General features: G+C 75.0%; 21 protein-coding genes and 1 pseudogene. 12 read left to right on the top strand and 10 right to left on the bottom strand.

Annotated features, from left to right (window positions below):
* Positions 1-12 precede the first annotated feature (12 nt).
* On the bottom strand, positions 13-1,170 hold the full coding sequence (galK, locus tag ACZ462_RS24205) for a galactokinase (protein ID WP_467804074.1): 1,158 nt from the start codon (positions 1,168-1,170) through the stop codon (positions 13-15).
* A complete protein-coding gene (gene galT / locus ACZ462_RS24200) occupies positions 1,167-2,195 on the bottom strand; it encodes a galactose-1-phosphate uridylyltransferase (protein WP_467804073.1) in 1,029 nt (342 codons plus the stop codon). Before galT ends, galK begins: the two co-directional genes overlap by 4 nt.
* 437 nt (positions 2,196-2,632) lie before the next feature.
* Here galT and ACZ462_RS24195 point away from each other — a divergent pair, with 437 nt between their 5' ends.
* The gene (locus tag ACZ462_RS24195) at positions 2,633-2,938 is read left to right on the top strand and encodes a hypothetical protein (protein ID WP_467804072.1); all 306 of its coding nucleotides are present in this window, start codon (positions 2,633-2,635) and stop codon (positions 2,936-2,938) included.
* A 180-nt stretch (positions 2,939-3,118) separates the two neighbouring features.
* Here the strand turns inward: ACZ462_RS24195 and ACZ462_RS24190 are convergent, their stop codons facing one another.
* A complete protein-coding gene (locus tag ACZ462_RS24190; RefSeq protein ID WP_467804070.1) occupies positions 3,119-3,856 on the bottom strand; it encodes a DUF4190 domain-containing protein in 738 nt (245 codons plus the stop codon).
* A 139-nt stretch (positions 3,857-3,995) separates the two neighbouring features.
* Positions 3,996-4,388, bottom strand: a complete 393-nt coding sequence (locus ACZ462_RS24185; RefSeq protein WP_467804069.1) for a hypothetical protein — start codon at positions 4,386-4,388, stop codon at positions 3,996-3,998.
* A gap of 195 nt (positions 4,389-4,583) precedes the next feature.
* On the opposite strand from ACZ462_RS24185, the gene ACZ462_RS24180 reads away from it, so the two are divergent.
* From ACZ462_RS24180 to ACZ462_RS24160, 5 genes are all read left to right on the top strand, one after another.
* Positions 4,584-4,784: a hypothetical protein gene (locus tag ACZ462_RS24180; protein ID WP_467804067.1), complete on the top strand. Its 201-nt coding sequence runs from the start codon at positions 4,584-4,586 to the stop codon at positions 4,782-4,784.
* Positions 4,781-5,095, top strand: coding sequence for a DUF4190 domain-containing protein (locus tag ACZ462_RS24175; RefSeq protein WP_467804066.1), 315 nt, complete (start codon positions 4,781-4,783; stop codon positions 5,093-5,095). Before ACZ462_RS24180 ends, ACZ462_RS24175 begins: the two co-directional genes overlap by 4 nt.
* Positions 5,096-5,307: 212 nt before the next feature.
* Positions 5,308-6,408, top strand: a complete 1,101-nt coding sequence (locus ACZ462_RS24170) for an LLM class flavin-dependent oxidoreductase (protein ID WP_467804064.1) — start codon at positions 5,308-5,310, stop codon at positions 6,406-6,408.
* Positions 6,405-7,058, top strand: coding sequence for a CE1759 family FMN reductase (locus tag ACZ462_RS24165; RefSeq protein ID WP_467804062.1), 654 nt, complete (start codon positions 6,405-6,407; stop codon positions 7,056-7,058). The genes ACZ462_RS24170 and ACZ462_RS24165 overlap by 4 nt, the downstream gene beginning before the upstream one ends.
* A 97-nt stretch (positions 7,059-7,155) precedes the next feature.
* Positions 7,156-7,779, top strand: coding sequence for an ATP-binding protein (locus tag ACZ462_RS24160; protein ID WP_467804061.1), 624 nt, complete (start codon positions 7,156-7,158; stop codon positions 7,777-7,779).
* 29 nt (positions 7,780-7,808) lie between these two features.
* Here the strand turns inward: ACZ462_RS24160 and ACZ462_RS24155 are convergent, their stop codons facing one another.
* Complete coding sequence (locus tag ACZ462_RS24155; RefSeq protein WP_467804059.1) at positions 7,809-8,912, bottom strand: glutamate--cysteine ligase; 1,104 nt, start codon at positions 8,910-8,912, stop codon at positions 7,809-7,811.
* Positions 8,913-9,119: 207 nt separating this feature from the next.
* On the opposite strand from ACZ462_RS24155, the pseudogene ACZ462_RS24150 reads away from it, so the two are divergent.
* The 3 genes and pseudogenes from ACZ462_RS24150 to ACZ462_RS24140 form a co-directional block, all read left to right on the top strand.
* A pseudogene (locus ACZ462_RS24150) lies at positions 9,120-9,446 on the top strand (aspartate/glutamate racemase family protein); the annotation flags it as partial.
* 145 nt (positions 9,447-9,591) lie between these two features.
* Positions 9,592-10,263, top strand: a complete 672-nt coding sequence (locus ACZ462_RS24145) for a HEAT repeat domain-containing protein (RefSeq protein ID WP_467804057.1) — start codon at positions 9,592-9,594, stop codon at positions 10,261-10,263.
* 3 nt (positions 10,264-10,266) lie between these two features.
* Complete coding sequence (locus tag ACZ462_RS24140; RefSeq protein WP_467804056.1) at positions 10,267-11,274, top strand: MerR family transcriptional regulator; 1,008 nt, start codon at positions 10,267-10,269, stop codon at positions 11,272-11,274.
* Between the two features lie 93 nt (positions 11,275-11,367).
* Here the strand turns inward: ACZ462_RS24140 and ACZ462_RS24135 are convergent, their stop codons facing one another.
* From ACZ462_RS24135 to ACZ462_RS24125, 3 genes are all read right to left on the bottom strand, one after another.
* Positions 11,368-11,544, bottom strand: coding sequence for a hypothetical protein (locus tag ACZ462_RS24135; RefSeq protein ID WP_467804054.1), 177 nt, complete (start codon positions 11,542-11,544; stop codon positions 11,368-11,370).
* 227 nt (positions 11,545-11,771) lie between these two features.
* Positions 11,772-12,848: an adenosine deaminase gene (locus ACZ462_RS24130; protein ID WP_467804053.1), complete on the bottom strand. Its 1,077-nt coding sequence runs from the start codon at positions 12,846-12,848 to the stop codon at positions 11,772-11,774.
* Between the two features lie 428 nt (positions 12,849-13,276).
* Positions 13,277-14,773 (bottom strand): glycoside hydrolase family 6 protein, encoded by a 1,497-nt coding sequence (locus tag ACZ462_RS24125; RefSeq protein ID WP_467804052.1) that lies wholly within the window; start codon positions 14,771-14,773, stop codon positions 13,277-13,279.
* A 323-nt stretch (positions 14,774-15,096) separates the two neighbouring features.
* Here ACZ462_RS24125 and ACZ462_RS24120 point away from each other — a divergent pair, with 323 nt between their 5' ends.
* The gene (locus tag ACZ462_RS24120) at positions 15,097-15,612 is read left to right on the top strand and encodes a hypothetical protein (RefSeq protein WP_467804051.1); all 516 of its coding nucleotides are present in this window, start codon (positions 15,097-15,099) and stop codon (positions 15,610-15,612) included.
* A 16-nt stretch (positions 15,613-15,628) separates the two neighbouring features.
* On the opposite strand, the gene ACZ462_RS24115 is transcribed toward ACZ462_RS24120, so the two are convergent.
* Entirely contained in the window at positions 15,629-16,666 is a 1,038-nt protein-coding gene (locus tag ACZ462_RS24115) for a PP2C family protein-serine/threonine phosphatase (RefSeq protein WP_467804050.1), read from the bottom strand.
* Positions 16,667-16,862: 196 nt separating this feature from the next.
* On the opposite strand from ACZ462_RS24115, the gene ACZ462_RS24110 reads away from it, so the two are divergent.
* Positions 16,863-17,438, top strand: coding sequence for a hypothetical protein (locus ACZ462_RS24110; protein WP_467804049.1), 576 nt, complete (start codon positions 16,863-16,865; stop codon positions 17,436-17,438).
* Positions 17,439-17,472: 34 nt separating this feature from the next.
* On the opposite strand, the gene ACZ462_RS24105 is transcribed toward ACZ462_RS24110, so the two are convergent.
* Positions 17,473-17,619, bottom strand: coding sequence for a hypothetical protein (locus ACZ462_RS24105; protein WP_467804048.1), 147 nt, complete (start codon positions 17,617-17,619; stop codon positions 17,473-17,475).
* Positions 17,620-18,186: 567 nt separating this feature from the next.
* Here ACZ462_RS24105 and ACZ462_RS24100 point away from each other — a divergent pair.
* Complete coding sequence (locus tag ACZ462_RS24100) at positions 18,187-20,373, top strand: YcaO-like family protein (RefSeq protein WP_467804047.1); 2,187 nt, start codon at positions 18,187-18,189, stop codon at positions 20,371-20,373.
* Positions 20,374-20,381: the final 8 nt, after the last annotated feature.

The following is a 20,381-nucleotide window of genomic DNA, read 5'->3' as shown; positions in this document are numbered from 1 at the left end:
GCGGCGTGCCTGTCAGCCGATGCGCCGGGCCCCCGGTGACGGTACGGCCTCCAGTACGGCCGGCGTCGCGTGGCCGGCTGCCGCGAACGCCTCCGCCACCGCGGCGGCCACGGCCGCCGCCTCCCCGGCGCGGACCAAGGCGATCACCGAGCCGCCGAACCCGCCGCCCGTCATCCGCGCGCCCAGCGCCCCCGCCGCGACCGCGGCGGACACCGCCAGGTCGGTCTCCGCGCAGGACACCCCGTAGTCGTCGCGAAGGGAGGCGTGTCCCTCCGTCAGCAGCGGCCCCAGCGCCTCGGGCCGCCCGGCGGCCAGCTCCGCGACGGCCCGGTCCACCCGCGCGTTCTCGGTGACCACGTGCCGTACCAGCGGGACGAGTTCGCCGGGCAGCCGGGTCAGCGCCGCCGGCAGCCCCGCACCGTCAAGGTCCCGCAGCGCCGGCAGGCCCAGCAGGCCGGCGGCCCGCTCGCAGCCGGCCCGCAGGGCCGCGTAGGCCCCGTCGGCGAGGTCGTGCCTGACGCGGGTGTCCAGCACCAGCAGGCGCAGCCCGCGCCCGCCGAGGTCGAACGGCACCTGCCGCACCTCCAGGCTCCGGCTGTCCAGGTGCAGCGCGTGGCCGCCGGTGCAGCACACCGAAGCCATCTGGTCCATCACCCCGCACGGCACCCCCGCGTACGCGTTCTCGGCGTGCTGCGCGATCCGCGCCAGTTCCGGCCGCGCCAGCCCCAGCCCGTACAACTCGTCGTACGCGACGGCCACCGCGCACTCCAGGGCCGCGGAGGAGGACAGACCCGCCCCCGCCGGGACCGTGCTGTCCAGGTACACGTCCGCGCCGCCGACCGGCAGCCCGCGCTCGCGCAGCGCCCAGACCACGCCCGACGGGTAGCGGACCCAGCCCTCGGGCGCGCCCGGGGCGAGGTCCGCCACCCGCAGCTCGGCGGTCGCGGGCCCGCCCTGGGCGCTGTGCAGCCGCAGCAGGCCGTCCCCCCGCCGCCGCACGGCCAGCACCACCGCCTGCGGCAGCGCCATGGGCAGGGCGAACCCGTCGTTGTAGTCGGTGTGTTCCCCGATCAGATTGACCCGGCCGGGCGCGGCCCACACCCCCTCGGGTGAGCCGCCGTGGACCCGCCGGAACCCCTCGCGGACGGCGCCGGCCGCGTCCGCTGTCACCGCGCCTCCCGCAGCCGCCGGGCGGCCGTCTCCGGGGCCACGTCGTTCATGAACGCCTCCATGCCGGACTCTGTCCCGGCCGGGTACTTCAGCTTGTCGGCGGTCCGCCGGACGGTGAACAGCTCCAGGTGCAGGGCGAGTTCCTCCCCGCCCGTGAGCGGCGCCTGGTGCCATGCGGCGATGTACGGGGTGGGCGCGGCGAGCCCGAAGAGGCGGTCGAACCGGCGCAGCAGGTCCAGGTAGAGGCGCGGGAACTCGGCGCGCTCGGCCTCGGCGAGCCGGGTCAGGTCGGGCACCCGGCGGTGCGGGTACACGTGCACCTCGTACGGCCAGCGGGGGGCGTAGGGGACGAACGCGGTCCAGTGCTCCCCGGCGAGGACCAGGCGTCCGTCGGCGGCGCGGGCTTCGGCCAGCAGGTCCTCGAACAGGTTCCGGCCGGTCGCGGCGCGGTGGGCGGCCGCGGCGGCGAGGTGCTTGGCGGTCCTCGGCGCGACCGTGGTGAACGCGTAGACCTGGCCGTGCGGATGGGGGAGGGTCACCCCGATCTCCGCGCCCCGGTTCTCGAAGCAGTACACCTGCACCACGCCGGGGCGGGCGGACAGCTCGGCGGTCCGGTCGGTCCAGGCGTCGAGGACCAGGCGGGCCCGCTCGGGGGTGAGGTCGGCGAAGCCGGCGTCGTGGTCCGGGGTGAAGCACATCACCTCGCAGCGGCCCGTGGGGCCGGAGAGGGAGGGGAAGCGGTTCTCGAAGACGGCCACCTCGTAGTCGGCGGCCGGGATCTCGCTCTCCCGCCCCTCCCGCGAGGGGCACAGCGGGCAGGAGCCGGCGCGCGGGAGGTGGGGGCGCGACTGCCGGTGCGCGGCGATCGCCACCCAGTCGCCGGTGGCCGGGTCGCGGCGCAGCTCCGGAGCGCTCTCGACGCGGTCCGGCGGCCGGCGGTCCCGGGCCCGGCGGTCCCGGCCGGGGGCGCTGTCGTAGTAGATGAGCTCGCGGCCGTCCGCGAGTTCGGTGACGGTCCTGTGCACGTCCTCGCCTGATCTGTCGTGTGGGTGCGCGGGCGGATGGGCCGGCGGGGGATCGGTGCCGCCGGGGGCGCCGGGCCGCCGCGCGGGACGGCCGGGTGTGCGGTCCCTCCCCGCACCGGGCCGACGCGGACTCGATGATACGGGCGTCGGGGCCCGGACCACCCGGGGCGGTCCCGGCCGGACCGCCCCGCACGGCAGGGGCGTTGGCGGGGGCGGCGGACACGTCGAGGCGCGCCGGTCCGTCCCACGGCCGTGTCCGGCGGCGGCGCGTCCCAGCAGGCCAGGGCCCGGGACGTCCCGCCGTGCCCCCGTTCGGGGGATCGGCTGGACCCGCTCAGGGCCGAGGCGGAAGAGTCGTCGCCGACGCCGCCCGGCCCCGACAGGCCGGTGCGGCATCCGGCATCCGGCATCCTCCATCCACCGAACAGGGAGACGTCATGCGCCTTACCGCACGAACGGCACTGGGCACCGCCGCGGTCCTCGCGGCCGCGACCCTCACGCCCGTCCTGACCTCCGCCCCGGCGGCGGCGCTCGGGGTCACGGGGACGGCGCCCGCGTGCGTCAAGAGGGACGTCGTCAAGCACCGGAACTACGTGAAGGTGACCAACACCTGCCGCGAGACGATGCACCTGAAGGTCGTCATCGACTGGGGCTCCGACTCCCGGTGTCTGACCTACCGGCCGGGCGAGCAGTGGGAGTGGACGTGGGGCCGCGGCTCCTACGGCAAGGTCGTCACCTGCTGACAGCCGCCCGGCGCGCACATCGGCGGCCCCGCCCGGACCACCGGGCGGGGCCGTACGGCCGGACCGACGGACCCGGCCCGCCCGCCATGCGTCGGCCCTCGACCGCCGGCCGATCCGGCCGGCGGTGGAGGCAGAGCCGACCCGGCTGGCGCCGGCGGTTGCCCCGCCGGCGCCAGCCGGTCAGGAGGCGGACGTGCGGATCGATCCGGTGCGCTGCCCGGCAGGGTCGCCGACGAAGCAGGTGACCTTGTGGTCCCCGCCGTCCCACGACTCCTCCGTCGGCAGGTAGTAGTAGAGCTCCAGGTTCTCGGGGAGGGCGGCGTCGGTGCCTCGGTAGGCGGCGAGGACCGCGTCGCCGCACTTCTGCTCGGCCGTCGCCCGGATCTTCTCGGCGCCTGGGAAGGCCCCGTCCTCCAGGGTGAACACCGCGAACGCCTCCCCGTCGTGGGGCTGCCCGCACGGCACGATGTCCACCGAGGGGGCGGCGGGCGCGCCGCTCGCGTCGTATTCCCGCATGTTGTCAGGGGTGTTGAAGCAGTCGCCCGCGCGGATGTCCTCCGTCCCGCCGGAGCCCTGCCGGGTGACCTGTCCGCTGCTGTCCCTGTGGGGCGTCTCGTCCGACAGCCCCGCCCAGAGGACCCCCGCGGCGAGGACGACCGTGATGCCGTTGAGGACGATCGCCGCCACGGCCAGCCCGGTCCCCTTCTCCCCGCGGGCGCGGATCTGCCGGATGGCGACGATGCCGAGGACCATCGGGATCAGCGGCAGGACGCAGAGCAGGGACAGGACGAACGCGACGACGGCCAGCGTGTTCGTCTTGGCCGCCGGGCCGGGCGGCGGGGGCTGCCCGCCCCAGCCCTGGGGGCTGCCGTAGGGCGGCGGGGGAGGCGGCGGTGGGGGAGGCGGGGGAGTGGACATGCGCGCGGCGCTCCTCGAACGGAGGGAAGGACGCAACAATCCGCTTCCCACGCTACCGACGAAGCCTGCTGCGCGCTCACCGGCGGCCCCCCCGGGTGTCCGGCAGCCGCCGCCGTCCCCTCCGGTTCGCCAGCGTGGGCTACCGGACGGTCCCGGTGACCGGGGCGGGTCCGGTGCGGCCTGGTTCGAGCACGCCGCTCACCAGCACCGCGGCGCCGGCCAGGGCGAGCGCGACCAGGGCCTGCAGGACGGCGCAGACGGGGGCGCGGCGCCGCAGCGGCCATGCGCTGACGCCGGCCAGGAAGGCGGGGGCGAGGAGCGCGACGGCGACCGGCGTCCAGTCGGTGCCCGCGGTGTCCTCGAACAGGTTGACGTCCGTGTGGCCGAGGCCGGTGAGCAGGGCGACGAACGCGGCCGCCGCGTCGAGGACGAGCAGGGCGGCTCCGGCCACCGCGTCGGCCGCCGGATGGAGCCGGGGCGGGCGCGGGGCGGGCGGCGGTGCGGCGGGGGAGGGGCTGCCCGGCTGTGTCATGTCCACACTGTGTCCGTCCGGTCCGTGCGGCGGCCTGAGTACGCGTACTCAGATCGGCCTCCGGCTCGGCCGCCGGGGCCCCGCGGCGAGGGCGCTGCGGCGAGTAGTGCGCCGCCGGTACGGGGGTAACCGGACCGAAGTAGTCCAGTGACCGAAGCAGTCCAGCGAACCCCCATCCGAACGGAGGGACGTCCGATGCTCTTCCTCGTGGCCGCACTCCTGCTGCTCGGGGTCCTCCTCGGCGCCGTGGCCCACGTACCCGTCCCCGTCAGCGTCGCCGGCGGCCTCGCCATCGCGCTCTGGCTCGCCGTCTTCGCCGCCCGCGAGCGGCTCTCCCGGCCGGTCCGGGCGGGATCGCCGGGCCGCACCCGCCGCCGGGGAGGTGCCACCCGATGAGCGCGCGCACCGGTGAACGGACCCAGGGCCTGACAGGGAAGGGGGACCGGCCGGACGGGCCCCGCCCGTACGCCGCCCGGCTCCGGGACGCCGACGCGATGGCCGTCACCGCGTTCGTCCTCGGCCTGGTGGGCCTGCTCGTGGCGAACCTGGTCCTCGGCCCCACCGCCGCCGTCCTCGGCGCACTCGCGCTGCGCAAGGGCACCACCAGGCCGGGCAGGGCCCGCCTGGGTATCGCCCTGGGCGCGGCCGACGTGGTGGTCCTCGCCTGTCTCGTCGCCGCGGACGGCACGTGGTCGTGGAGCCTGTGACGGCCGTCCGGCGCGGTCGGGCGAGGTGACACACCGCCGCCGGCGCCGTGTCCGCGCCGGCCGCCGGGCTGGTAGGCAGGGAGGTGCGGGGGAGGCCGGGGCGCCCGAGTCCGGCACCCGGCCCGTCCTCCGCGCCGCGGCCGGGAATACCTCGCGGGGCACCCCCGTTCCCGGGTATAGTTGAATCGTAAACATTCTTGGGAAGGGGAGCCATGCAGTTCGGGATCTTCACCGTCGGTGACGTCACGCCCGATCCGACCATCGGACGCGTGCCCGGCGAGCACGAGCGGATCAAGGCGATGCTCGCGATCGCGCTGAAGGCCGAGGAGGTCGGCCTCGACGTCTTCGCCACCGGCGAGCACCACAACCCGCCGTTCGTCCCCTCCTCGCCGACGACGATGCTCGGCTACCTCGCCGCGCGCACCGAGAACCTCATCCTCTCCACCTCCACGACGCTGATCACCACGAACGACCCGGTGAAGATCGCCGAGGACTTCGCGATGCTCCAGCACATCGCGGACGGCCGCGTCGACCTGATGATGGGCCGCGGCAACACCGGCCCGGTCTACCCCTGGTTCGGCAAGGACATCCGGGACGGCATCGACCTCGCCATCGAGAACTACGCCCTCCTGCGCCGCCTCTGGGACGAGGACACCGTCACCTGGAAGGGCAAGTTCCGTACGCCGCTCCAGTCCTTCACCTCCACCCCCCGCCCCCTGGACGGCGTCGCCCCCTTCGTGTGGCACGGCTCCATCCGCTCCCCGGAGATCGCCGAACAGGCCGCCTACTACGGCGACGGCTTCTTCCACAACAACATCTTCTGGCCGGCCTCACACACCCGGCAGATGGTCGACCTCTACCGGCAGCGCTACGCCCACTACGGCCACGGCACCCCCGAACAGGCCATCGTCGGCCTCGGCGGCCACGTCTTCATGCGCCGCAACTCCCAGGACGCGGTCCGCGAGTTCCGCCCGTACTTCGACAACGCCCCGGTGTACGGCCACGGCCCCTCCCTGGAGGAGTTCTCCTCCCAGACCCCGCTCACCGTGGGCTCCCCGCAGCAGGTCATCGAGCGCACCCTCTCCTTCCGGGACTACGCAGGCGACTACCAGCGCCAGCTCTTCCTGATCGACCATGCGGGCCTGCCCCTGAAGACCGTCCTGGAGCAGCTCGACATGCTCGGCGAGGAGGTCGTGCCCGTCCTGCGCAAGGAGTTCGCGAGCCTCCGCCCGGCCGGCGTGCCGGACGCTCCCACCCACTCGGCCCGTGTCGCCGCGGCCCGGGAGACCCCGAAGGAGAAGACGCAGGCATGAAGCTCATCGTCGTATCGGCCGGTCTGAGCTCGCCCTCGTCGACCCGGCTGCTCGCCGACCGGCTCACCGCCGCGACGCTGGAGCACGTCGACGCCGAGCCCGAGGTGATCGAACTGCGGGACCTGGCCACCGAGATCGCCCGGCACTTCACCACCGGGTTCCCGCCCGCCCGCCTGGCCGCCGCACTCGACGCGGTGGCCGCCGCGGACGGCCTGATCGCCGTGACACCCGTCTTCGCGGCCTCGTACAGCGGCCTGTTCAAGTCGTTCTTCGACGTCCTCGACAAGGACGCCCTCACGGGCAAGCCGGTGCTCCTCGGCGCGACCGGAGGCACGGCCCGCCACTCCCTGGCCACCGAGCACGCGCTGCGCCCGCTGTTCGCGTACCTGCGCGCGCTCGCCGTGCCGACCGCCGTGTACGCGGCCTCGGAGGACTGGGGCGAGGAGGGGCTCGCGCAGCGGATCGCCCGCGCGGGCGCGGAGCTGGCGCGCTTCATGGCGCCGGCGGGCCGGGCCGGCACCCCCGACGTGGACACCGCTGCGGCGATCGCCCCCCGGTCGCGGACGGGCGCGATCACGTCGGTGGACCCGGCGGACGGTTTCGAGGTCGTGCCGTTCGCCCGGCGCCTGGAGGCCCTGCGCGTCCTGTAGCAGGTACGGGCCCCGTCGGCGAAGGGCGGCTGCCGCCCCGGCGATCCACGCCGGGGCGGCAGCCGTTCACGGCACGACCTCAGGTCATACTTCCGGGATGACCACCCCGCGGGCCTCCTGGCAGAACACCACACACGACTGGGCCGGCACCGTCGACGCCGACCACCTGGAGCACGTTCGCCGGAACCCGGACGCCTACACCCCGGGCGGTGCGCGGCACCTGGTCCTCGAAGTCGTCGCGTACGCCGCCGACGAGGCCGCATCCGGCAACGGCGGGCACTGCCGCCTCATCCGCCACCCCGACGGCTCCGTGGCCGTCGCGGACGACGGGCGCGGCACGGACACGCGCCTCGACGAGCACGGGCACCCCGTCAAGAAGCCGGTCATGGCGACGAAGGACCTCCGGTTCTTCGACCACCCCGCCGCACCGCCCCTGCCCGACGGCCACCCCCGGCGGGGCATGTCCGTCGTCGCCGCGCTCAGCACGTGGCTCGTCCACACCAACCGCCGCCGCAACGGATCCTGGACCCAGCGGTACGAATCCGGCGTCCCCGCCACGGACCTGCAACCCGTCCCCGACGACGGCACGACGGGGACCACCGTCCACTTCCTCCCCGGCCGCGCACTGCGGGAGGCGGGCGGCCCGACGGCCGACGAGCTGGCCCGGCTGACCGCGGCGTGGCCGCACCTCTCCGTGCACATCGACGACCGCCGCGCCTGACCCCCGGCCCGTGCGGCGGCGGAAGGCCGCTACGGCCGGCCCGGCTCGCCCGTCGTCAGCCGGGCGCACTCCGCCACCACCTCCGGCAGCCCGCCGCGCTCCTCCAGCAGCCGGCGCTGCACGCGCGCCCCGTTGCCCCGCTCCAGGAGCTCAGCCACACCCTTGCGGGCCGCCGCGGCGTCCCCGCTGTCCTCCAAAGCCTCGCCCACGTGCTCCAGCAGCGCCTCGACCACCGCCTCCGCCGGGGCCTGCCGCATGGTGCGCGGGTCGACGAGCGGGCCGTCCAGGCCCGACTTGCCCGCCCGCCACGACGCCAGCCGCAGCAGGCCGACACCGATCCGGGCCGGCGGCTCGCCCGCCCGCCAGGCGCGGGACGCGGTCTCCACCAGCGCGCGGGCCAGGGTGGCCAGCAGCACGGGCTCGGACGGGTGCAGGCACACGTCGGCCGTGCGCAGCTCCACCGTCGGGTACGCCGCCGACAGCCGGGCGTCGAAGTACACCATGCCCGCGTCGCGCAGGACGCCCGTGCCGAGCATGTCCCGGACCTGCTCGTGGTAGCGGTCGGCGCTGCCGAAGACTTCCACCGGCCCGGCCGACGGCCACCGGTTCCACACGCGGCTGCGGTAGCTGCCGTAGCCGCTGTCCTGGCCCTGCCAGAAGGGGGAGTTCGCGCTCATGGCCGTCAGGACGGGCAGCCACGGGCGGATGCGGTCCAGTACGGCCACGCCCTCCTCGTCCGACTCCACCGACACGTGCACGTGGCAGCCGCAGGTCAGCTGCTCCTGCTCGGTCAGGCCGAACTGCTCGCCCACCCAGCGGTAGCGCTCCCCGGGGCTCCTCGACGGCTCCACCGGGAGGGGCGAGGTGGCGAGCGCGGCGACCGCGGCCCCCGCCTCGCCGGCGTGGCGCGCCGCCTCCGCCCGCCACCGGGTGATCTCCTCGGCGAGTTCGCCCATCTGCGTCACCGGCCGGGTCGCGAACTCGACTTGCTCGTTCTTGAGCTCCCGCTCGAAGACCTCCTCGCCGCCGGGCGCCTTGCGCGCCGCCTCCAGCACGGCGGCCGCGAGCGCGATCGGCTCACCGGTCCGCGGGCTGACGAGCAGCAGCTCCTCCTCCACACCCACACTGCGCACACCCGTCACCGGCGGCCTCCCGCATGCCGGCCGCCCTCACGCCTGGTGACGGTGAGGAGCACGGCCACCAGCATCGGCACAGTGAGCAGCACCACGTTTGCCATGACGAACCTTCCCTGTCGCTGAGCAGGATGCCTACTGTCTGGCCACTCTCCGCGATCACAAACCCCCGACCCGCCGAATGTGCGGCACGAGCCGCACCCCAGGCAAAACTTCCACCGCGGCCGCCTCGAAGCGGCGGGCCTGGCCGTCACCGTCCCGGACGCCGGCGGACGCGCCCTCGTCCACCAGGTGATCTACGAGGAACTCTGCCGCGGCATCATCCGCGAGGAATCCCGCGCCGCCTACCGGAAGGTCATCGAGGACCTCGTGGCCGCCGGCGCGGAAGGCATCATCCTGGGCTGCACGGAAATCGAACTCCTCATAGGCCGGGACGACAGCCCCGTCCCCCTTTTCCCCACGACCCGCCTCCACGCGGAAGCAGCGGTGACCGCGGCCCTGCCGGACCCCGGATGCGCCGGCCGCACTTCCTGACCGGATGGTGAGGCGTCGCGAGTCGGTGTGGGACGGGTGGCCCGTATGACGAGGGCTCCTGCGGGTGTGGCTCGGTAGGCGCCTGGGTTCTGCTTGACCTTGACACCGTGGCAAGGGCTTCACTGCGGGGCAGGAGGTGGTTCCCATGGCCACATCGGAAACCGATGCGCAGACCCCGCGCGCGCTGGCGGCGCTCGGGCATGACGACCCGTCCGTCCGGTTGCGGGCGGCGCTCGCGGTCGGTTCGGACCCCGACCCCGGCAGTGTCCGCCGGCTCACCGAGCGGTGTGCCGTCGAGCCCGAGTTCCCCGTGCGCGAGATGCTCACCTGGGCGCTCACGCGCCATTCGGCCTCGGTGACCGTACCCCTGCTGGTCGACGAGGTCCGCTCGGGGAGTGCGCAGGCGCGGAGCCAAGCGCTGCACACCCTCTCGAAGATCGGGGACCGGCGGGCCTGGCCGGTGATCACGCCCGCCCTGCTCGCCGACCCCGACGACGAGGTGGCCCGGAGCGCCTGGCGGGCCGCCGTGGTCCTCGTACCCGAAGGGGAGGAGCACGCCCTGGCCGTAGGGTTGGCCACGCAGCTCGGGCGCGGCGGACGGGAGACGCAGCTGAGCCTCAGCCGGGCGCTGGTCGCGCTCGGGGAGGCGATGCCGCCGGCCGTGGACGCCGCGACGCGGGATCCCGATCCCCGCGTACGCACGCACGCGCTGGCGACGGAGCGGCTGGGGCGCGACCCGGACGCCGGGTTCGAGTTCGCGGTCGAGGAGGCGAAACGCGTCACGGCCCTCGGCGGGGCCGGACCGGAGGGGCGGTAGGCAGTGTTGATCGGCGACGTCGCGCGGCGCTCCGGGGTCAGCGCCCGCATGCTCCGGCACTACGAATCGCTCGGCCTGGTGCGCCCCGAGGTGCGGACCTCCTCCGGCTACCGGGAGTACTCCGACGCGGACATCCGGCGCATCTTCCACATCGAGAGCCTGCGCTCCCTCGGGCTGTCGCTCCGCGACGTCGGCCGCGCGCTCGACGACCCCGGCTTCGCGCCCGCCGGGCTCGTCGAGACCCTCATCGGCCGGACCCGGGAGCGGATCGCGGCGGAGACCGAGCTGCTGACGCGGCTCCGCCGGATCGGCGCCGCGGAGCCCGCCGCCTGGGACGACGTCCTGCAGACGGTCGCCCTTCTCCAGGCGCTGGCGTCGCACAGCGCGGGGGCGCGGCAGCGCGCGGCCCTGTCCGCGGCCGCGGAGGCCCCCGTACCGGTGGAGGCGCTGGTCGAGGCCGCCCTCGGCGAGGCCGACCCGCACGTCGCCGGCGCCCTCCGGTGGGCCCTGGCGCAGGCCGGCGATGACGGGTCGGCGCTGCTCGGGGAGGGCCTGCGCTCGCCGGCGCCCGAGGTGCGCGAACGCGCCGTCCGCGCCCTCGCCGAGATCCCGGGTGCCGAGGCGACCGCACTGCTGGAAGAGGCCCTCACCGGCCCCGACCCCGACGTCCGCTGCCGCGCGGCCCTGGTGCTCGGGGCGCGCGGGGTGGCGGGGGCGGTGCCGGTGCTCGTCGCCATGGTCGTGGAGGACCGCAGCGACGCCGATGCGGCCGACGCGCTGGCCGCCCTCGCGAGGGATCCCGCGCTGGCAGACCGTATCGCCGCCCGCCTCGTCGACCGCCTCGGCGACCGGGCCACCCCGGTGCCCGCCCGCCGCCGCCTGACGCAGGCCCTCGCGGACATCCCGGGTGCCGCGGCCGCCCGCGCCCTCGCCGACCTCTCCGACGACAGGGACCGGGTCGTCGCCTCCACGGCGGCGTACGTGCTCGGGCTGCGCGGCGCAGGCCGGTAGGCGGCCGCCCCGCGGCGGCATGTCAGCGGCCGCGGACTGCTCCGGCCGGATCCGGTGGCCGGGCGCCGGTCCGCCACCGGCGGGCGTCCGTCGTCAGTCGCCCCCGCCGCCGCCCCCGCAGGACGAGCCGCAGGACGAGCCGCACGACGAGCCGCCTCCCGAGGAGCCGCCGCCCCACCCGCTCTTGCGCCGCTTCGAGCGCCCGCCAGGGCGCAGGGCCTGGAAGGCCACCACGACGATGACCACTGCGATGAACAGGACGACTTCCATCCTCTGGCCCCCCGTTTTCTCTCCGTACCGGTCGTGCCCCGACGATGCCCTGCGCGGCAGCCCGGCGAAGCCCGGTTTGAGCAAGTTCAGAGGTTCGGGCCGCACTCCGCAGGGACGGAGCCTGCGCAGCGGCCCGCCGCAGAGCGCCATCGCGGCGGCGGTGTCCGATGCCGACGCCGACGCCGCGGTGGGGGCCGCCCCGGGGCAGGGGCGGCCCCCACGTCCGTTCAGGCGTGCGCCGCGTACGCGGGCAGCACCACGTCGGCGATGAGCGCCTCGCGCTCCGCCAGGGGGATGAAGGCGCTCTCCAGCGCGTCGACGGTGACGGCGCGCAGGTCGTCGAGCGTCCAGCCGGCCTCGTCCACGAGCAGCGACATCTCACGGGTCATCGACGTACCGGACACGAGCCGGTTGTCGGTGTTGACGGTCACCCGGAAGCCGAGCCGCCGCAGTTCGGTGATCGGGTGGGTGGCGATCGACGTGGCGGCGCCGGTCTGGAGGTTGGAGGTGGGGCACATCTCCAGGGCGATCCGGCGGTCGCGTATCCAGGACGCCAGCCGTCCGGGCCGGCCGTCGACGATGTCGTCGGTGATGCGGACGCCGTGCCCGATGCGCTGTGCACCGCAGGTCTGCAGGGCCTGGTGGATGCTCGGCAGGCCGTGGGCCTCGCCGGCGTGGATGGTGAAGGGCACGCTCTCGGAGCGCAGGTGCGCGAACGCCTCCAGGTGGTCGGCCGGCGGGAAGCCGTCCTCGGCGCCGGCGATGTCGAAGCCGACGACGCCGGCGTCCCGGTAGGCCACGGCCAGGTCGGCGATCTCGCGGGTCCGGTCGAACATGCGCATGCCGCACAGCAGGGTGCCGACCCGGACGGGCGTGCCGTCCGCGGCGGCCTTGGCCATGCCGGTGGCGAGGCCTTCCTGGACCGCCTCGACGACCTCGTTCAGGGTGAGCCCGCCCCGCACCATCAGCTCGGGCGCGTAGCGCACCTCGCCGTAGACGACGCCGTCCGCGGCGAGGTCGAGGACGTACTCCTCGGCGGTGCGCAGCAGGCCCTCGCGGTGCTGCATCACGGCGAGGGTGTGCTCGAAGGTGCCGATGTACCGGACGAGGTCGCCGGAGCCGGCGGCCTCGACGTACCAGGCGGCGAGCTCGGCGGGGTCGGTGGTCGGCAGCCGGTGGCCGACGGACGCGGCGAGCTCGACCAGGGTCGCGGGGCGCAGGCCGCCGTCGAGGTGGTCGTGGAGCACGGCCTTGGGCAGCCGGGCGATGGTGTCGGTCGACAGGGGGGTGACGGTGCTGGTCATGCCTGTTTTCTCGGTGCGGCGACGGATCGCGGGGGGACGGGCGGGCCAGGAGGGCCGGGGCCCGTCCCGCAGGCCGCCGCACCCTCTCGACGCGGGTCAAGTTATACGTATTACGAACGCGGGGCAAGGGCCGTCCGCGAGGCGGCGCCGGGGCGGGGGAGGGCGGCGAGCCACCGGCCGATGGGCCGGAAGCTGCACGTCGGCGGCACGCGCGGCCCACCGCCGGCCGGAGCTCACGCGTCCCACCGGTCCCGCGCCGCCCGGCACCGCGCCTCGCCGCGTTGTCGGGCCGCCCGCGTACCCCAGTACGCGGGCGGCCCTCCGCCTTGCGGTGCACGGCACCGGACGACGCGGGCTCAACCGGCAAGCTCCGAAAGAGACGACCCAGGGTCTGTCCGGCCCGGCCGCACCGCCGCAGGGGCCGCCCGTCAGCGGCCGTCGATCAGGGCCTCCGCCAGCGCCGGCGAGAACGTGCCGGCCGGCGGGGATCCGGCCGGGCACTCGGCGGAGTTCCCGTCCGAGTCGCCCGGGTTCTTGATCCACAGCTGGTACTCGGCGCCGCCCGCGCTGCCGGCCCGCGAGGTCACGCCGAGCTTGCGCGCGGGCGGGTTGCAGAACCCGACGTGGCCGCTGGCCGGGTTGCCGGGCACGACGTACCCGCCGTTGCCGTTGCGGGCGGTGTCGACGACCCAGCGGCTCGTCACCCCGAAGTCGGCCTTCAACCGGGCCGCCAGGCGCTTGCCGTAGTCGTCGGCGACGGCCGTCGCGTCGAAGTTCGCCACGTTGACCGACACGCCGCGCGCCGCCGCCACGCCGGAGCGGTCGAGCAGGTAAGCCATCCTCTCCAGGCCTATGCCCTGCGTGCCGCTCAGGTCCGGCCCGAGCGTCCAGGTGGCGTTGCCGGCGTCCAGGTACGTCTGCACGAACCCGCCCTGCTCGCGCAGGCGCTGGGTTGCGTACCGGAGCATGTCGAAGCGCTGCTCGGCGGCGCCCTTCATGCACGCGTCGTCGGAGGACTGGGCCACCGCGTCCGGCTCCAGCACGACGATCGCCGGGCGGCCCGCGATGCCCTGCGCGAACTTGTCGATCCAGGCCTTGTACGCGGTCGGGGAGCCCGCGCCGCCGGAGGAGGCGCCGCCGCAGTCCCGGCCGGGGATGTTGTAGGCGACCAGCACCGGCACCCGGCCCTTCGCCGCCGCGGCGCCGACGTAGTCGGACACCTCCGTCTGGATGCCGGTCGCGGGGTTGCGGTCGGCGTCCCAGTCGCCGAACCACTTCGACGTGTTGTGGTCCGCGAGCGCTGTCTTGATCTTCGCGGCGCGCGGGTCGCCCGGGTTGCCCGCGACCCAGACCGCGGCGTTGTTGGCCGGGTCGGTGTAGAAGCCCTCGCGAGCCGTGGACGTGGTCAGCGAGACGTTGTCGAGGGTGATGTCCGTCCGGGCCGGCTGCCCGCCGATCTGGAGGTTGAGGGCCCCGGTCGTGGTGTCGATGCCGGAGGTGAACGTCCAGGTGAAGCGCTTGGAGGCCGTCGTCAGGTCGACGGTCCGGTCGAGTGCCGCCGTGTAGGGCGCGTCGCCGAGTTGCGCCGTCGCCCGCAGCTTCGCCGGCGCGGAGGCCTTGGCGTCGAAGGACAGCGTGTACGTGGCTCCCCGCCGCAGGCGTATGCCGTTCTGGCCGACGATGGCGTCCCACGGGTTCTGCGTGCCCCCGTTGACGGTCGCGACGAGGGCGCCGCCCGCGGAGGCGATGGACGCGCCGGCGGACCACCAGCCGGCGGTGCCGGCGGCGAACGTGCCGTTGGCCGCCAACTCGCCGTACAGCGGCTGCGGGTCGGCCGCCGAGGAGGACGGGGCGGTGGAGGCGAGGAGGGCGGCGGCCAGTGCGGGACTGGCGGCCGCCCGGAGCAGTCTGCGTGTCGTCGTCATGGTGGAACGGCCTCCTTCGGTTGCGGTGGCGGGCCGGCCTGGACGGCGCGGGGGCACAGCCGGGTCGGGTCCCCCCTCGTTCGCTTGCCCGGCAAGCAAACGGACCCGCACCCATGATCACGTGACGGCCGGCCCGGGCGCGACCCGGGTCCGTACCGCTGCTCCGTCAAAATCCCCGGCAAAAACCGGAGTTGGGGACCGGGCGATGTGGCGCAGCTCTCACGGCATTCACGCCGCCTGCGGCAACCCCGCCGCGCGCGGCGGCAACTGAGGGGCGACAGGCAGCAGTCCCGCACCCCTGGTCCCCGAAGGAACCCCACCCCATGCCCCTCTCCTCCGACCGTCGCTTCCCCCGCCCCCGCCTCCGCCGCCTCGCCCTCGCGGCCGCGGGCCTCCCCACCGCCGCCGGCCTCGGCGTGCTCCCGTTCGCCGCCCGCGCGGACGCAGGCACCCCCGACCTCGCGCGCACCGCCCTCGCAGCCCGCGACGGCTGGGCGTCGAGCGGCTCGGGCACCACCGGCGGGCAGGCCGCCGACGCCGCGCACGACACGACCGTCACCACACGGGCCGAACTGGCCAAGGCGCTCCGCGCCGGCCCCTCCGGCGCCCCGCGGATCATCCGGATCAAGGGCCGGATCGACGCCCATACCGACGACCGGGGCCGCCGCCTCGGCTGCGCCGACTACGCGAAGGGCACCGGCCAGTACAACCACGCCCAGGGCCCGAGGGCCTCGGCCGCCGACACGTACACGGCGACGGCCGCCACCGCCGAGGGGCGGCGGCACAAGGTCACCGGACCGTTCCGCGCGCCGCCGCCCGGGGCGGCGCCGACGGGCTGACGCCCTACCCGGCGCGTCAGCCCTCGCCCAGCCGCACGGCGAGCGCGGCGACGTCGTCGTCGAGGCGGCCCCGGCTGTAGCGCAGCAGGTCGCCGTGCAGGGCCGTGAGCAGCTCGCGGGGCGGAGTCTGGGGCTGCCGGCGCATCCAGGCCGCCAGCGGGAAGAACTCGCCGTCGCGGGAGCGGGCCTCGGCGATCCCGTCGGTGTAGAGGAGCAGCAGGTCGCCGGGGGCGAAGTCGTAGGTGTCCACGGTGTAGTGCTCGCCGATCAGCTCCGCCAGGCTGAGCAGCGGCGACGGCGAGGCGGGCTCCAGGACGCGCAGCTCCCTCCGGTTCAGGATCAGCGGCGGCGGGTGCCCGCAGTTCAGGATGCGGATGAGCCGCCCCTCGTGCGGGATCTCGGCGAGGAGTGCGGTGGCGAAGCGCTCCATCGGCCCGTCCGGGGGGAAGGCGGCGTTGTAGCGGGCGCTGCTGGCGTCCAGCCTGCGGGCGACATCGGCCAGGTCGCGCTCGCCGTACGCGGCCTCCCGGAAGGCGTTGACGATGGCCGCGGCCGCCCCCACCGCCGGCAGGCCCTTGCCGCGGACGTCCCCGATCAGCAGCCGCACCCCGTACGGGGTGTCCACCACCTCGTAGAAGTCGCCGCCGATGCTGGCCTCCGCGGCGGCCGCCAGGTACAGCGACTCGATCTCCACGTTCCCGAAGCGGCGCGGCAGGGGGCTCAGCACCACCTGCTGCGCCGCGTCGGCCACGAGGCGCACCTGGAAGAGGGTGCGCTCCCGCTGGAGCCGGGCGTGGCTCCCGTACGCGGCGGCCACGGTGACCGCGATGATCCCCGCGGCCGTCCACCAGGTGCCCAGGTCGGGGAAGACGAAGCCGAGGCCGATCATCAGGAGGAGGCAGACCGTCCCGAGCAGGACGGTGGGCAGGACGGGCCACATGGCGGCGGCGAGGGCCGGGGCCGCCGGCAGGAGGCGGCTGAAGGCCATCTCCGGAGGCGTGGCGTAGGCCAGGCTGGCGATGACGACGGTCAGGATGACCGGCGACAGCCGCACAAGCCTTCCCGGGCCGGGGCGCCGACGGGGCTGCGGCCGTCCGGTCTCGATCACATCTAACAGAGTATCCACGCAAAGAGGACAAAGCGCCCCGGGCGGGCCCGCGCAACCCTCCTCGAATCGAACGCATGAGTGGAACCGTGGGGCCCGCCGAGTGCGGGGGCGCTGTCGGTGGCGGCCGCTACGCTCACCCGCCGTGGAACTCGAATCACAGATATCCCGCCTGGCCGGGCTCGGCCTGCCGCTCGCAGCCGGCCTCACCGTCGACGACCTGCTCCACTCCCTCCCGCGCGAACTGTTCGAACGCCGCCCGTACGAGCTGCTGCTCTCGGTGCTCGGCGCCGAGGTCGAGCGCGAGCCCTGGGGCCGCCCGTTCTGCGACCGGGCGTGGAGCTTCGACACCGAGTGCGTGCACGGCCCCGGCGCGTACGTCCGCATCGCCCGCGAGCTGTGCCGGACCGCCGGCCGTCCCGAGGCCTTCACGGATCTCCGCGACCATGTCGATCCCGGCGCGCGGGAGGCCTGGGTGGAGTACACCGTCGGCGGGCGCCGGCAGCGGTGGACCGCTGAGGTGAGCGACGACTGGGCGGACACCATGGTCGCCGGCTACCTGATGGACGACCTGGAGCGGGGCGGCGGCGACGGCCGCCGCTTCTGGACGCGCGGCACCGGCCAGACCATGCCGCTCTACTGGCTCCGCCCCGAGGACGCCCGCGCCGTCAGCGCCCTGCTCGCCCCCGGGCAGCCCCTGGTCCCCGTCCTCGGCCATTGAGGGGCGGGGGAGGACCCCCGCCCCTCCTTCGCCGTCAGTGCCGACCTCGGAGCCGGCCGAGGAGCCTGCGCGCCTGCTCCTGCTTGCGCGGGTCCGCGGCGGCCCGCCGCACCGACGCGATCGCCCGCTGTCCCTGGGGGCTGCGGCTGAACACCTTGAGCCTGGCGAGTAGTCCGGACACGGTTCCCTCCCGGTGTTGCCCGTCGTATCGACGGCCGTGTGCCCCCGCCCGGACCGCCCAAACGACGGCGCCCGACCGCCCGCGTCCGCCCCCAGGAGCAGCCCCTGCCGCCGAACGCGCAGGCAATTGCCGCAGCCGCCCCGGGAAATTTGCATTCCCCGCGGAAACCCCAAACCGCTGGTGACCAGCGGAAACACCCGCGGAACAACTCCGCTCGCGGAGCGGAATCTGGAGTATGGATGGAGTGCGGCTTTAATTGCGGCGGAATGTGAAAAATGCATCTGTGCAAGGTCCTTGGAGGCCCGTAACGTATTTCCCGTAAGCACGACCGAACGGAAAACAGGAGGAAAAACCATGATCTCCACCGTCAAGGCGAGCGCCGTCACCGCCGTCGTCCACAACCGCGCCGTGGTCCACAACCGGGCCGTCGTCCACAACCGCGCGGTCGTGCACAACCGCACGGTGGCCAAGTGAAGCTGACCGCCTAAGGTCCTTCTCCCACGGTCCCGGGTATTCGCCCCCGGGGCCGTGGCCCTTTGTATCGGAACTCGTTTCATGGGGGCAGTAATGCCGGCGGACGACACCGCTTGGGAACTCGTGGACGCCGAGGTGTACGACCTCGAGCAGGATATGTGCTTTCTTGCCACACCGAACGGCGGACAGTTCCGGATTTCCGCCCCGCCTGACGAGTTCCGCGCCTGGCTGGCGCGCTGCGACGGCACCAGGACCCGAGCCGAGCTGCTCGCCGGAATGCCCCCCGACTACGCCGAGGTCGTGGACGTCCTCACGGCCGACGGCTGCCTGCGCCCTGCCCGGGCCGACCGCGACGCCGACCGGTCCGCACGCATCGCGCGCACCACCGTGCTCCTCACCGGCGCGCCCGACCTCACCGCCCCCCTCGCCCACGCGCTCGCCCCCACCGGATACCGGCACGTCGGGCCGGCCCCCGAAGACCTCTCCGCGATCGGCACCGCCGGCGCCGCCGACCTCGCCGACACCGTGCTCGTCGCCGCCTTCCCCCACCCCGCGTACGCCGAACTCGGCCGTCTCGACGAGCTGTGCGCCCGGCTCGGCCTGCGCTGGCTGCCGCTGCGCCACGAGTGCGGCCGGGCCGTCCTCGGCCCCGCCGTCACCCCGGGTGCCTCGGCCGACTTCACCGACGTACTGGAGCGCCGGCTCAGCGCGGCGGCCGACCCGCGGGTCCCCGAGGCCATGCGGGCGGCGCCGCCGCCGGAGAACCGCCGGCTCCGCGACGCCGACGTGCGCTGGACCGCGTCCCAGCTCGCCGTGAGCCTGGAGCGCTGGATCACCGGCGAGGCCGCCGTCGACGAGGTCGAGCTCGATCCGCGCCGCCTCACCCGCCTCGAACGCACCATCCTGCCCGTACCGACCAGGCCGCGGCCCGTGGTCCGCGGCAACCCCGACGCCGACCTGCTCCTCGACGACCAGGTCGGCGTGGTGACCGGAGTCCAGGAGCTGGCCCCGCTCCCCGGCATGCCCGCGCAGCTGCGGGTCTGCGCGGTCGACGTCGCCGACATGCGGCGCGTCGCCGACTGGCCCAACGACCGGCAGGCGTTCGGCACCTCCTGGTCCGACTTCGACGCCGCCCGCCGCAGCGCCGTCGGCGAGGCGGTCGAACGCTACTGCGGCAGCCGGCTCCCCGAGGACCGCCTCCGCTTCGGCAGCCACGACCGCCTGCGCCGCGCCGGGGTCCCCGTACTCGACCCGCGCCGCCTGCACCTCTACTCGCAGCGGCAGTACCGAAGCGACGGCTTCCCCTTCGCCCCGCTGACCACCGACGCCGAGTGCTCCTGGGTCGAGGGCCGCTCCTGGACGACCGGCGAACCGGTGTGGGTGCCCGCCTTCCTCGTCGCCCACGGCGAGCACGACCCGGTCCCGTACTCCGACCCGCTGGTCGCCGGCGTGGCCTGCGGCACCAGCGAGGAGCACGCCGTCACCTCCGGGCTCGAAGAGGTCATCGAGCGGGACACGACCATGCTGTGGTGGGCCAACGCCGCCCGCCTGCCCCGACTGCCGATGACGGACCGGCTCCGCGCCCTCACCGCGGACAGCGCCGACGCCTACGACACCACCCTGATCCCCCTGGCCAACGAGTTCGGCGTCCCCGTCCTCGCCGCGGTCGTCCGCGACCGCGCCACCGGCTGGCTGGCCATCGGCTTCGCGACCCGCACCGACCCGCACGAAGCGGCGGAGAAGGCACTCGCCGAGGGGTTCACCCTGCACCACACCTGCCGCTTCCTCGACGACGAGAAGGCCCTCGGGGACGGCGCGGCGGAGCTGCCGCACCTCGGCAACCTCAAGCCGTACCGCGCCGACCGCCGCTACCTCGACTCCTACCGCCCCGACTTCGCGGACGTCCGCGACCTGCTGTGCCAGCAGCAGCTCCACCTCGACCCGCGGGCCGGCGAACACGTCGCGCCGTGGCTGCAGGACCTCCCCGTCCGCCCCTGGCACGGGCTGCCCGCACTCGGCGAGCGGCGCCTCGCCGCCTACCGCGAACGCGTCGAGGCCCGCGGCTTCGAGGTGATCAGCGTCGACCTGACGACCTGTGACGCCGAAGCGGCCGGGTTCTCCGCCGCCCACACGATCGTGCCCGGCCTCGTGTCGAACTTCCCCGCCGGCATGCCCATGTGGGGCGACGGCAGGATCGGCCGCGCCGGCGTCCGCCTGGGCTGGCGGCCGCAGCCGCTCGCCGAGAACGAGTACAACGTCTTCCCCCTACCCCACGCGTGAGGGACACG

The sequence above is a fragment of the Streptomyces sp. NPDC031121 genome, from assembly GCF_055570615.1.
This window is presented reverse-complemented; position numbering and strand designations above follow the sequence as displayed.

Coding starts and splice junctions, on each gene's coding strand:
- ACZ462_RS24190 (WP_467804070.1), bottom strand. CDS start 3,856: ATGTCCACTCCCCCGCCTCCCCCACCGCCGCCTCCCCCGCCGCCCTAC.
- ACZ462_RS24170 (WP_467804064.1), top strand. CDS start 5,308: ATGCAGTTCGGGATCTTCACCGTCGGTGACGTCACGCCCGATCCGACC.
- ACZ462_RS24175 (WP_467804066.1), top strand. CDS start 4,781: ATGAGCGCGCGCACCGGTGAACGGACCCAGGGCCTGACAGGGAAGGGG.
- ACZ462_RS24180 (WP_467804067.1), top strand. CDS start 4,584: ATGCTCTTCCTCGTGGCCGCACTCCTGCTGCTCGGGGTCCTCCTCGGC.
- ACZ462_RS24165 (WP_467804062.1), top strand. CDS start 6,405: ATGAAGCTCATCGTCGTATCGGCCGGTCTGAGCTCGCCCTCGTCGACC.
- ACZ462_RS24120 (WP_467804051.1), top strand. CDS start 15,097: ATGCCCCTCTCCTCCGACCGTCGCTTCCCCCGCCCCCGCCTCCGCCGC.
- ACZ462_RS24130 (WP_467804053.1), bottom strand. CDS start 12,848: ATGACCAGCACCGTCACCCCCCTGTCGACCGACACCATCGCCCGGCTG.
- ACZ462_RS24195 (WP_467804072.1), top strand. CDS start 2,633: ATGCGCCTTACCGCACGAACGGCACTGGGCACCGCCGCGGTCCTCGCG.
- ACZ462_RS24160 (WP_467804061.1), top strand. CDS start 7,156: ATGACCACCCCGCGGGCCTCCTGGCAGAACACCACACACGACTGGGCC.
- ACZ462_RS24145 (WP_467804057.1), top strand. CDS start 9,592: ATGGCCACATCGGAAACCGATGCGCAGACCCCGCGCGCGCTGGCGGCG.
- ACZ462_RS24135 (WP_467804054.1), bottom strand. CDS start 11,544: ATGGAAGTCGTCCTGTTCATCGCAGTGGTCATCGTCGTGGTGGCCTTC.
- ACZ462_RS24125 (WP_467804052.1), bottom strand. CDS start 14,773: ATGACGACGACACGCAGACTGCTCCGGGCGGCCGCCAGTCCCGCACTG.
- ACZ462_RS24100 (WP_467804047.1), top strand. CDS start 18,187: ATGCCGGCGGACGACACCGCTTGGGAACTCGTGGACGCCGAGGTGTAC.
- ACZ462_RS24185 (WP_467804069.1), bottom strand. CDS start 4,388: ATGACACAGCCGGGCAGCCCCTCCCCCGCCGCACCGCCGCCCGCCCCG.